This window comes from Rhizobium sp. NFACC06-2, from assembly GCF_900101425.1.
Classification (GTDB): Bacteria; Pseudomonadota; Alphaproteobacteria; order Rhizobiales; family Rhizobiaceae; genus Agrobacterium; species Agrobacterium leguminum.
On the sequence record NZ_FMVA01000001.1, the window covers coordinates 577392 to 589102 of the forward strand.

The window sequence follows — 11711 nt, forward strand, 5'->3', positions numbered from 1 at the left end:
TCAGGCAAAAGGGTCAATTGGCGAGTGCGCCGGTAAATTCCCGGCAGCGGGCGCTCAAGGGGTTTCCGAACACCTGCGCCGGCGGCCCCGCCTCCTCCACCCTGCCCTGATGCAGAAACACGACCTGCGAGGATACATCGCGCGCAAAGCGCATCTCGTGGGTGACGAGCAGCATGGTGCGGCCTTCCTCGGCCAGATCGCGGATGACCTTCAGCACCTCGCCCACCAGTTCCGGATCGAGCGCCGAAGTGGGTTCGTCGAACAGCATCACCGCCGGCTCCATGCAGAGCGCACGCGCAATCGCGGCACGCTGTTGCTGCCCGCCGGACAGGAATGCCGGATAGGCGTTTTTCTTGTCATAAAGCCCGACCTTGTTCAGCAGGGCTTCGGCCTTTTCGACCGCCTCCTGCCGCCTGACGCCGAGAACATGAACGGGCGCCTCGATGACGTTTTCGAGAACGGAGCGATGGGCCCAGAGATTGAAATTCTGGAACACCATGCCAAGGCCGGTGCGCAGTTTTTCCACCTGCCGCCAGCTTTTCGGCACGGCCTTGCCGTCGCGGCCGGTTTTCGTGGCGATTTCCTCGCCATTGACGATGACGCGGCCGCGATCCGGCGTTTCGAGAAAATTCATGCAGCGCAGAAAGGTGCTTTTGCCGGAACCGGAAGACCCGATGATCGAGATGACATCGCCCTTGTGGGCCTGCAAGGAAACGCCCTTCAAAACTTCATGCGTGCCGAAGCTCTTGTGGATGTCATCCGCCTCGAGCGCGCAGGCGCCTGTATCTGCCATCGATTGACCTAGCCGATCCGTTTTTTTAGTGCCGCCGCGCCAATAGCCGGGGTTTCGCGGTGCGACGTGCACAATAACAAAGACTTGAGCCGCGCATGTTTAGCGAAAATAGCCGCAGACGCGCGCAACAATCGGCTCTTTTACATATTTGCAACGAAAAATCATTTCAAAATATCATCTGGAGCGAACGACAGGGGAAACCTGCCCTTGCAGCGGTATCGGGGCAATGCCCGCTCCACCGACGGCTCTCTCCGGTTCCCCATCCACCTCGTCCTCCACGAGGCTGGCATTGGCCTGAAGGTGCAGACCCATCACGGCGACGATGAGGAAGAACCAGACGAAGCCGGTGCTGAGGAAAAACAGCGTTTCCAGAAAGCCGTAGAGCAACACATAAAGCCATACGCCGACATAAAGCCGCGTCAGCGGACTGTTGCGCGTGGCCTCGTTCATTTTGCCGAGATAGTGCAACGGCAGGAGATAGATCCACACCATCACCAGCACCAGCCCCGGCACGCCGCCGGCCAGCAGAAGGTCGAAATAACCATTGTGCGAATCCGGCGCGGTCGTCGCCCAGGTATTATTCTCGGTGAAACTCGACATCAGGGCATCGCTGCGCCAGAAGGCCTGATAGCCGTATCCGAGGAGCGGGCTTTGACGGATGTAATCGATGGCGACGGTCCAGATATCCCGTCTGCCGGTAAAGCTGGCGTCGAGCCCCAGCTTCGTCAGCATCTGCGAAAAGACGGGATCGACCGTGGTGCCGACGGTCACCAGCGCAAAAACCGCCAGAAACAGGGTGACGACCGTATAACGCCAGCGCGGCCAGCGCAGGATGAACCAGCCTGCCGCAATGATGATCGGCATCAGCCCGAGCGCGGTCTTGCCGCCCGACTTGACCAGAAAGACCAGCGACAGCAACAGTACCGACAGCCCGCCGATGAAGGACCAGCGCTTGCAGAGATAAATACCGACGATAATCAACACCGCCATGACGGAGGCGGCTTCGTTCTTATGGCGGAAAACCCCGCGCCAGTCCCCCGCCAGCAGCGGCTCCAGCGCATCGCTGGCCTGATGGATCGAGCGCGAGGGCAGCACGGTGATTCCGAAATAGCACAGGAACAATATGATCAGGGCGCATGTGGCAAGCAGCGTCGTGAAATGCCGCTCGGTGCGCGGCAATTGCAGGAAGCCGCCGGCAAGCACGCAGATGATGGCGCACATGACCAGCCGCCTGAGCGAAAATAGCGGCGCTTCGCCCGCAAGCGAGGTCAGGACAAACCAGCCGAAAATCGCCGCCATCAGCAGGCGCGGCATGAAGAGGATGGAAAACGACCGCTCCTTCGCCATGAAGGCCAGGAAACTGAAAAACAGGATGATCGCGGTCAACTGGTTGAGCAGGTTGGACCCGGCCGCCATGGCGGAGCCCTGATAGGTCGATGAGAGCGAGATATAGGGCGAAAAGCCGACCGTGAAAAACAGGAACGTCACGTAAAACAACGCGTCCCGCCAGTAACCACGCCCCTGTTCGCCATGCGCTGCATCCATAAGGGGTTTTTCTCTCCCTCTTTCCTGAAGCCACCCGCATCGAGACTCGTGCTTCGCATATTCGATAATACGAATATCCCCCGCAAATCCTATTTTTTAGTTATCCTTCATGCACGGGAAAATAGCACCGCGATTGTGCGCTTTTCCTCGGGGAATCGGAGCCGGGAGACAGGGGACAAAGCCGCTGCTTCTAGAGGCTATACTTCAAAACCCCAAAAAAACATCCACAAAAAATGCTCCATATTTCATCCATCGGTTGCTTACTTAAGTATATTTTGTTAACCTCAAATAATGCAGCGACATTAAATTAATGCGTTGATATAAAACAATTTTATATCTTATTGGACATTTCACATCCCACCGGATTTCGGGTTTTATATCTATATTAAGACATTCAAATATACGCTGCCTATGGTTGATTTCGTCAATGCGTAAAAAGGTGGGGGCCGACGGTGGACGTTCCGATACACACCCATATGGACGATGGCGATAGCGGTCACTTGACACAACGCCCGGTTCAAATCGGTGTGTCCGGCATCCGCCCCATGCGCAGGGAAGACGTCCCGGCTGTCGAGGCCGTGCTCAACAGCGCTTTCAGAAAGACCGGGAAGGAGCGGAACTTCGATTTCGGCTCCTATATCGAAAAACTGTTTTTCGGCAGCCCCGCCTTCAGCCCGGAAAACGGCAGCGTTGTCTACGATGCCGGGGAGAACGGGGTCACCAGCGTCATCCTCGCCGTGCCCATGCGCTTCGTTGCGAATGGAAAAACCATCACCGCAAGGCTGCTCTGCGCCTTCGCATCGGACGGCAAACGCGGCGCACTCGGCGCGGCGCGCCTGTCCCGCGGCATGCGGGCCTCCAAACACGACATGTTGTTCTCGGATACGGCTTCACCCGTCAGCGCCGATCACTGGGTGGCGACCGGCGGCAACATGCTGCCGATTGAAAGCCTGCAATGGCACAAGGCGCTCAAGCCCTTCTGCACCATCGCGCTGCGCATGCCGCGCCGTTCGAAACTGGCCAAAACCACGCTGGCGCTCGCCGCGCTCGGATTTGTGGATGGAATTCTGCGGCGGTGGAAAAAGGGTCTGAGACCGCAGGAGGCCGCCGGCGCTACGGTGAGAACCGTGGATTACGAAACCTTCCGCCGCAGGGCGCTCGCGATGATCGAGCGTTTTTCCATTCGCCCGGAATGGTCTCACGAGGAATTCCACTGGCTGATAGAGATGAGCAGGGCCAATGAAAGCCTCGGCGAACTGAAAGGCGTGGTGATCGAGAATGCCGAAGGCCATGCCATGGGCGCTGCGCTTTTTTTCGGCCAGCGGGGCAGAACGGCCTATGTGCTCAATCTCGTCTGCGATGCCGGTTGCGAAAACGATGTCCTCAACACCCTGTTCCGCCATTTCGATGACGAGAACTATGCCCATGTCACCGGCATGGCGCAGCCCTTTCTCATCAACGCGCTTTACCGCCAGAACCACATGAGCTTCCGCCATGACGGCTATTTCTGCATGGCGACGCGCGATGACGCCCTGCGGGAAAGGGCGCTGGCCGGCGACATCTATATTGGCGGACTGTGCTCGGAGAGCTGGAGCAAGCTCATCACCGACTATTGAGCCCCCGCCCCGCCTCACGACGGTAGACGGATCGAGACCCTCAAGCCTTGCTGAACCGCCCGACATTGGCCGAGATGAGATGGCGCAGCGCTTTCGCGTAACGTTTGGAGCGCGTCTTGGCCGCCAGCGCGCTGGTCCAGTCCACCATCGACTCGTTAATATCGAAATCGCCGAGCTGGCCTTCCGGAATATCGCCCTTTTCGATGCGTTCGACGATGGAGGCGAGCGCCGCATAAAATTCCGGCGAACGATAGGGCGGATGCAGTGAATACATGCCCTTGCCCGTGCCGAGAAAATCGAGACGATAAGCACCCGTGCGCATCATGTTCGTGCTCAGCACCTCCTCGGCGGGCATCGAGACAGGCTGCTGGTTATAGGCATAGGAGCGGATGCGCCGTTTGACATCTGGCTTGAGCAGTTCCAGCGAGCCGATGCGTTTCGCAAAACGTTCCATGTCGATCATGAAAAGCCGGGTGGAAACGGTGGCGAAACGCCAGGTGGGAATGCGCGACGGCAGCTTGCGCGGCGCAGGTATGTTCTTTACGCCGGGCATGCCGACATGGCGGGAAATATCCAGATCGCCGCGCACCGTCGGCGGCCCGGAAAAGGGCGTGATGCACAGCGCATCCGGATTGGCCTTCTGGAGCGCGATGGCCTCGCCGAACCAGCTCTGGCTGCCGCCGCCGAACATCATGTCGCTGTCCATATGCAGCACATAACGGGCATTGGCGCGTTTCAGCCCGTAGAAATAGACATGGAAAGGCCCGCCATCGAAAGCCTTGGCGGGATAGGGGATCGGCGAGCGGGGAAAGAAGGTTTCCGTCACGGCGCTGCGCGCCGCATCGCTGTAATCGACGATATCCACGGAGAGATGCGGATAATTGGTCTGCATTTCTTCCAGCATGTCGAAGAGACGCTGGCGCGCCGCATCGAAACCGTTGCCCTTGTAGCGGCCGGCGCCCACCTGCCCCGTATCGACGGTCAGCAGAATGCGGTCCACCTGTCCGCCCCAGACCCTGAGCTGATGCGGCAGGGTCAGGGCCGCATGCGGGGCATCGAAGGGGTGCAGGTTGATTTGCAGCGCCTTTCGCACGGGAGGAAGCGGCATTTCAGCATTCATAGTCATGCACCACGGTTCCGGAATTCATTGATGATGGCCATCATGGGTTTTTCGTTGAAACTCCAGTCCAGCGGCAACGGCCGGTTGGCGGTGCCGTCCCGGCGCGGATAGGCCCAGCGGATCCAGCTATATTGATCCGAGATGCCCCATGTGGTGATGGAGGAAAGCGCGCCGCCCGCAGAAGCCGCCTCCAGAAACTCGCGGACCTGGCCGTTGATCAGCATATCGCGTTCGGCTTCCGGCGCGGGCAGCGTCTGGTCCATCACATCGAGTTCCGTCACCAGAACGGCAAGACCGTAACTGCGCATTTCCGCCGTGAAGGCGGCAAGCTCGTCCTTGGCGATCGGCCAGCCGCCGCGCAAATGCCCCTGCAGCCCGACGGCGTTGATCGGCGCCCCCTTCTCCAGCAGTTCGAGAATGAGATTGCGGAAGGCCGCGCGCTTGGCCGGCGATTTCTCGGCGGCAAATTCCACATCATATTCGTTGAGCACGAGCTGCGCTTTCGGATCGACCGCATGGGCGATGTCGAAAGCCTTCTTGATGGCGTCCGGCCCGGCGCCGTAATACCAGGCATCGCGCCGCGCGCGCACATTGCCCGGCACGTCGGGGATCGGCTCATTGACCACGTCCCAGCTATGGATGACGTCCTTATAACGCTCCATCACGGTGACGATGTGTTTCTCCATCAGCTTCTCGACCTTCACGCCGCCGCCGATGCTCGCAAGCCAGGGCGCGTTGGAGGCATACCAGATCAGCGGATGGCCGTGCATGGAAAGCTTGTGCTGGCGGGCAAAATTGGCGATTGCATCGGCAGCGGCGAAATCGAACACCTCCGCCGAAGGCCGCAGGACCTCCCATTTCATTTCGGTAACGGGGGTGATGCGCGAGCAATATTTCACCACCGCCTCGCCGATGCGGCTATCGGCGGTGAGATCCGGCAGGTAAACGGCCGCGCCGTAAGGGGCGGTTTTGCTCGCCGCTTTCTTCTGCGCGGCAAAGGCCGGGCCGGCCACGGCATGCAGCAGGCCAGCGCTTGCCGCACCGCCCATAAAATTCCGCCGCCCAATCCGCATGCACCCGCCTCCGCAACCTTTATTCCCAAAACATAACATTCCGATCATAGGAAAAGGATATTAAAGATTTGCAAGGTTAACCGACGTTATACCACGTCATAATTGGCCAGACCCGCTTAATGCGGTAGTAACTTCGCTGTGCGAATTCTTGGCCCACGCCGCATGGAGTTTGAAGTCTTGGTTTCCGTTTCGATTGTCATTCCCGTTCGCAATGGCGAGCGTTACATCGTGGAAGCGATCGAAAGCGTGTTGCTGCAGGGCGAGACCATCGGCGAAGTACTGGTGGTCGATGACGGCTCCACCGACACCACCGCACAAAAGGTGGAGGGTTTTTCCGATCCTCGCGTCAAATTGCTGGCCCGGCCGCAGGGAAGGCAGGGCGTTTCCGCCGTGCGAAATTTCGGCCTGTCGCAGGCGCGCGGCGAATGGACGATGTTTCTCGATGCCGACGATCGCCTGAAACCGGGCGCCATCGCGGCCCTTTGCGCCGGCATTTCCGAGCCGGATGTCGTCGCCGTCTATGGCGATTACGAGCGCATCGATGAAAACGGCGTCAAGATCGGTCGGCGCAACCTCATTCGCCGCCGGGAAAAACCCGATGGTTTCATTCTCCAGCCGCTGCTCGGCGGCAACTTCATCGTCAATGGCGGCATCATGCTGGTCAGGACCCGCATCTTTCAGGAATTCGGCGGTTTCGACGAGACTTTGCGTTATGCCGAAGACTGGTATGGCTGGTGCAGGCTCGCCGCCGCCGGCCGTTTCGTTTACCTGCCCGGCTGCCATGTGCTGGATTACCGCGTGCACAGAACGAGCGTGATGATGAACCGGCTTTTGACCTTCCGGGATTGCGAACCGGCAATCGAGGCCGTGTTTTCCGACCCGGCCATCGTCGCCGCCGTTTCGCCGCCGGAGCTGCGACGGCTTCGCCGCCGGTCCGAAAACCACATGAATGCCTATACCGTGGCGCAGGCCTTCCGCGCCCGCCGCTACCGCGAGGCCTTTTCGGCGCTTGCCGATACCTTCCTCAATCGCCCGCGCCAGAGCCTCAGGGCCGTCGTTTTTTCCGCCGCAGCGCTTGCCGGAATTTAGGAGTTTCCATGTCCGAGATCATGCCGGAAGCGGTGGTGTGCATTCCGAGTTTCCGCCGGCCGGAAGGCCTGAAAAAGACGCTTCGGTCACTCGCAGCCCAGAAGGTCGATTTTCCCTTCGCCATCGTCGTGGTCGATAATGACGGCGCGGGCCAGGCGGGCCTTGCGGTCGCGCGCGCCTTTTTCGCCGAAAGCGGCATGGCCGGCGAGGCATTGGTCGAACCGACGCAGGGCAATTGTTACGCCATCAACACCGCCTTCCGCACCGCCCGGCAAAGCTATGCTTCGGCTGAGTGGTTCCTGATGATCGATGACGACGAGGCCGCCTCCCAGGACTGGCTGGCAGAAATGGTGTCGGCGGCAAGATCCTTCGGCGTCGATATCGTCGGCGGACCGGTCAACCGCGAATTCGACGCACCGGCTTCGAAGGCGGTCCTGTCGCATCCGCTGTTCGGCTCCATCGAAGCGCCGACAGGTCTTGTCGAGCAAATCCACGGATCGGGCAATTGCCTGATCGCGCGCCGGGTATTCGAGACCCTGCCGAAACCGGAATTCGATGTGCAGTTCAACTTCCTCGGCGGCGGCGACATGGATTTCTTCACCCGCTGCCGCAAGGCCGGCTTTAAGTTTGCCTGGAATGCCCGCGCCGTCATCGTCGAATATGTGCCGGAAAGCCGCATGGCGCCGCGCTGGATCATGGAGCGCTCGCTCCGCACCGGCATCATCAATTACAGCATCGATCGCGCCCGCCGCCCCGGCCTGAAGGGCGGGCTGCTTCTCGCCGCCAAAAACGCCGTCAGCCTGTGCCTGTCTCTGGTGCGCGCCGTTTCCGCCGGGCTGAAAACCGGCACATTCCTGCCCGCAACACATCCGCCGCTGATGTCCATCGGCCGTGTGATGGCAAGCCTCGGAATAACGCTCACGCCCTACAAGGCTCCGGCGAAGAAGAGTTGACCCACAATCGTTCCCGCCACGGGGTTAGCTGAGGGTCTTTTCCCGGCCAAACGACAGCGGGTTCATGCGCCGTTTCTGCAAACCGAGCGATGAAAAGGCCGTAGCAAGAACGAGGAGCAGCACCAGCACCGGCCAGAAGAAACAAAGGACAATGCCGGTCACCCGGTAAAAATCCCAGCTCTTGTCGCGGCGTGCACCTTCAATATAGGTCATGGCGAGAGAGGCGGCGGTGCCAATTCCATATATGAAAAGAGAAATGGACGTAATCACCATGGGTGTCCCCAAATATCTCTGATTCGAATAAATTTCTAATATTGGGACAGTGTAGCGCGCTCCTTCGCAGTTGCAACGAATTTCCGCAGCAAAGCCCGTTTCCTCAATAAGTTAGGGAAAACTGATGTAAGTGATGCAATGCGATATGCCTGCTGCGGAAGAGGCTCGTCGCAGCTTTAACCGCCCTCACCCGACGCCCCGAAGCGATGCTTCAGCAGCGAATATATGGCGATAGGATTGGTCAGCAGGTAACGTTTTCCGAGCCGCTTTGGCTCGAGCATGGCCCGGTAGAGCCATTCCAGCCCCATATCCTGCATCCATTGCGGCGCCCGGCTGTTCTTGCCAGCAAGGAAATCGAAAAGGCCGCCGCAGGTCTTGATCACGGCAACACCGGAAAGCCTCTCCAGATTGCGCGAGACGAAACGCTGCTCCAGCGGTATGCCGAAGCCAACCCAGAGAATATCCGTTTTCGACGCGGCGATATCGGCGAGGATCGCCTCTTCCTCGGCCCGGCTGAAATAACCGTTGCGCCGCCCCGCAAATACGAGGCGCGGATAAAGCCTCTGCATTTCCTCGACCGCCGCACGGTTCACCTCTTCGGAGCCGCCGAGGAAATAGAACCGGCTACCCGTCTCTTCGGCGCGCTTCGCAACCGCATGAACGAGATCCGTGGTCGCAACCCGTTCTCTCAATGCCTTCGGGCAGAATTTGCGGGAGAAGATCACCAGCGACATGCCATCGGCGTGAATCTGGTCCGCCTGCCGCAGCATGGCGTCGAATTCCCGGTCGTGATGGCAGAGAGCAATGACCTGGCCGTTCGCCGAGGTCGAATAAAACGGTCTTGCATCGGCCACGCGCTCTGTCGTCGCGCGCAGGATGAAATCCCGCGCCGTTTCATCGATGGTCGCGTCAGTGATGGGCAACGCCGCAAGGGGAATGACCGGCCAGACCTGGCCCGGCGCTCCCACATCCGGCATCTCTCTCCCTGTCATGATCTGTCCGGTGTCCAAGATAGGCATCGTTTCATTGTTATATTCACGCTTATGCTTAGGGTATAAGGCTTCAAACACTACGAAGAACTATCATTAATATTTTTATAAATCCCCGTATGCGGCAGCCATTTTACACGCCTGAAGGTTGTGCGCCACATTTTCCGCCTATTCCGGTTTTCCAGCCGATGGGTTAAGGGACGCGGAAATCAAACCACGGAAGGGCTCCGGCCATGGAAACAATCTCGATCGACAATCGCGGCGATTTCGGCCTCTGGGCGATAGAACGGGCGAAAGAAATCGTCGCCAACGAAGCGTCCGACCTTGCCATTTCGGTTCGCGACGGCGACGAGGCGGGCATTCGCGATGCCGGCAATGCGCTGGGCGCGGCCATCGCCGCCGCGCTGCTCGAGGTTTATGACGGTCTGATTTCGGAAGAATAAGGCGGCACGCAGCCGCCTTCTCTTACCGCGCCGCGACATCCGCGTGATCGTCCCGGCGAAGATAACCCCAGAGCCCAAGCGCCACGGCAATTGCGAGACCAAGGAACAGGCCGCCCATGCCGCCGGCAATCAGGAAGGTCAGCTTGCCCGGCGGCCAGCTTCTGGAATTGGGCGCAACCGGCTGCGAAATCACCCGTACATTGGTGGAATCGATCGACTGCTGTTCGGCCAGCTGGCGTGAGCGGGTGAGATAAGTCTCATAGATCGCCGCCGCCGAGCGGGCGTCACGATCGAGATCACGCAGCCGCACCTGCGCCTCATTGTCGGTAAAGACATTGGCGCGTTCAGCCACCGCTTTCAGCCGCAGGGCATCGAGTGAGGAGCGCGCCTCCGCGACATTGATCTTTGCCGCTTGAAGGATACGCCGCGCCTCATCCGCCATTCCCTGCTCCAGCATCGCCCGCTCCGCACCCGCGGTCGCAAGACGCGGATGGCGCGCGCCATAGGTCAGCGTCATCGCACCGATCTGCTGTTGCAGCGTGCTGTATTGCGCGCGGATCGTATTCATCGTTTGGCTGTCGAATATGGCGTCGCTCTGGGTGCGGTTCTGCGCAATCGCCGCCTCCATCTGCTTGAGGCGCGATTCTTCCTGAATGAGGCGCTGCTGGGTCGCAAGCACCTGAGCGTTCAGCTCACCGGAAGCCAGATTGCTGACGAGCTGGCCGTTATTTTCCTGCAGGCCGTTCTCGCGGCGGAAATCGGCCACGCGCTTTTCGGCGGCGGTCACATTCTCGCGCATTTCCTCGAGCCGCTTCCTGAGATCGTCAACGACGCGTTGACTGCTGTCGGAGTTTGTCTGGAATAGCTCGCTTTCGAAAGCCTTCACGATGGCCTTGGAGACAGTCACGGATTTTTCGGCATCATTGGTCCAGACCGAAAGCGTCACGACAAAGGAGCGCGGGTCGCGTTCCGCCGCCACCCGATCGCCGAGCGAACGAAGCGCGCCGACCCGGTTGTCGTCATCTTCCGGTTTCGATGAGAACATCGCCTTCAGCCGGGCGAGCGGCGGCGGGCTGATGAATTCAGGATCCTGATCGAGCTTCAACTCGTCCACCACCCGCGCCAGCACGTTGCGCGAGGTGATGGTGCGCAGCTTGCTTTCCACCTCGAGGATTTGCGTGTCGCGCTGCTGGTTGGGTGAAAACACGCCGTCATTGACGACATTCAGGTTGGAGGGATTGACGACGATATCCGTATAGGCCTTGTAGCGCGGCGGCGTCATGGAGGCATAGGTCAGCGCGCCGGCAACGCAGAGAACGATTGCCAGCATGATCCAGACGATGCCCTTGCGAAGCCAGAGGATGACGTCATCCACACCGATCCTGTCGATATGTTTCAGGCCCGGCAGCGCAGCCGCCAGACTGCCGCTCGGCGAAGCCGCCTTCACCGGCGTCTCGGCCGCAGCCGGCTCGGCGACGGTCTTCGCCGGCTTCGGCTCCAGATGCTCCTTCAGCACCGTGCGCTCGAAAACCTCGTCCTCATCCACCAGATCGTCCAGCAGGGAACCATGGGTTCTCGCGGCAGGCGCCGTTTTTTCATCGAGCGGACGTGCCTGCTTATGTCCCGCCTTTTGAAGCCTGTACATCAGCCAATCCAACTCGAACGAACCACAAAAAGGCCGGCAACAGAGGGTTCCCATCGTCGCCAGAGCCGCTATCGACGGACAAGTTTAAATATGACGGGTGAATTTTAGGTTACCCGCATCAGTCCCGCCATCATCGCCTATTCGCGGCCACGTTGAAAGGGATGATTGACTT

The 11711-nt window shown here is 59.6% G+C and carries 11 protein-coding genes; 4 read left to right on the forward strand and 7 right to left on the reverse strand.

Annotated elements, in window-relative coordinates; translation table 11 throughout:
• Positions 1 to 13: 13 nt before the first annotated feature.
• Together F3H58_RS03015 and uppW are read right to left on the reverse strand one after the other, a co-directional pair.
• Positions 14 to 793, reverse strand: a complete 780-nt coding sequence (locus tag F3H58_RS03015; RefSeq protein ID WP_149741153.1) for an ABC transporter ATP-binding protein — start codon at positions 791 to 793, stop codon at positions 14 to 16.
• A 174-nt stretch (positions 794 to 967) separates the two neighbouring features.
• Positions 968 to 2338: a Wzy-type polysaccharide biosynthesis protein UppW gene (gene uppW, locus F3H58_RS03020; protein WP_149741154.1), complete on the reverse strand. Its 1371-nt coding sequence runs from the start codon at positions 2336 to 2338 to the stop codon at positions 968 to 970.
• A 545-nt stretch (positions 2339 to 2883) separates the two neighbouring features.
• Here uppW and F3H58_RS03025 point away from each other — a divergent pair.
• The gene (locus tag F3H58_RS03025; RefSeq protein WP_188128771.1) at positions 2884 to 3954 is read left to right on the forward strand and encodes a GNAT family N-acetyltransferase; all 1071 of its coding nucleotides are present in this window, start codon (positions 2884 to 2886) and stop codon (positions 3952 to 3954) included.
• Between the two features lie 40 nt (positions 3955 to 3994).
• Here F3H58_RS03025 and uppG read toward each other — a convergent pair whose 3' ends face one another.
• Complete coding sequence (gene uppG / locus F3H58_RS03030) at positions 3995 to 5074, reverse strand: polysaccharide biosynthesis glycosyltransferase UppG (RefSeq protein WP_188128772.1); 1080 nt, start codon at positions 5072 to 5074, stop codon at positions 3995 to 3997.
• 2 nt (positions 5075 to 5076) lie between these two features.
• Complete coding sequence (gene uppI, locus F3H58_RS03035) at positions 5077 to 6147, reverse strand: polysaccharide biosynthesis UDP-hexose transferase UppI (RefSeq protein WP_149741156.1); 1071 nt, start codon at positions 6145 to 6147, stop codon at positions 5077 to 5079.
• A 177-nt stretch (positions 6148 to 6324) separates the two neighbouring features.
• Between uppI and uppH the strand changes: the two genes are divergently transcribed.
• Both uppH and uppJ read left to right on the forward strand, forming a co-directional pair.
• On the forward strand, positions 6325 to 7236 hold the full coding sequence (uppH, locus tag F3H58_RS03040; RefSeq protein ID WP_286168998.1) for a polysaccharide biosynthesis endo-1,4-beta-xylanase UppH: 912 nt from the start codon (positions 6325 to 6327) through the stop codon (positions 7234 to 7236).
• 8 nt (positions 7237 to 7244) lie between these two features.
• The gene (uppJ, locus tag F3H58_RS03045; protein WP_149741157.1) at positions 7245 to 8189 is read left to right on the forward strand and encodes a polysaccharide biosynthesis UDP-hexose transferase UppJ; all 945 of its coding nucleotides are present in this window, start codon (positions 7245 to 7247) and stop codon (positions 8187 to 8189) included.
• A gap of 24 nt (positions 8190 to 8213) precedes the next feature.
• Here the strand turns inward: uppJ and F3H58_RS03050 are convergent, their stop codons facing one another.
• Positions 8214 to 8462 carry a hypothetical protein gene (locus F3H58_RS03050; RefSeq protein ID WP_149741158.1) on the reverse strand — a complete coding sequence of 83 codons (249 nt, stop codon included), beginning with the start codon at positions 8460 to 8462 and terminating at the stop codon, positions 8214 to 8216.
• 176 nt (positions 8463 to 8638) lie between these two features.
• Entirely contained in the window at positions 8639 to 9439 is an 801-nt protein-coding gene (uppL, locus tag F3H58_RS03055; RefSeq protein WP_149741338.1) for a polysaccharide biosynthesis UDP-hexose transferase UppL, read from the reverse strand.
• Between the two features lie 245 nt (positions 9440 to 9684).
• Here uppL and F3H58_RS27085 point away from each other — a divergent pair, with 245 nt between their 5' ends.
• Positions 9685 to 9894 (forward strand): hypothetical protein, encoded by a 210-nt coding sequence (locus F3H58_RS27085; RefSeq protein ID WP_003509414.1) that lies wholly within the window; start codon positions 9685 to 9687, stop codon positions 9892 to 9894.
• Between the two features lie 22 nt (positions 9895 to 9916).
• Here the strand turns inward: F3H58_RS27085 and uppM are convergent, their stop codons facing one another.
• Positions 9917 to 11539: a polysaccharide biosynthesis protein UppM gene (gene uppM, locus F3H58_RS03065; protein WP_188128745.1), complete on the reverse strand. Its 1623-nt coding sequence runs from the start codon at positions 11537 to 11539 to the stop codon at positions 9917 to 9919.
• Positions 11540 to 11711 lie beyond the last annotated feature (172 nt).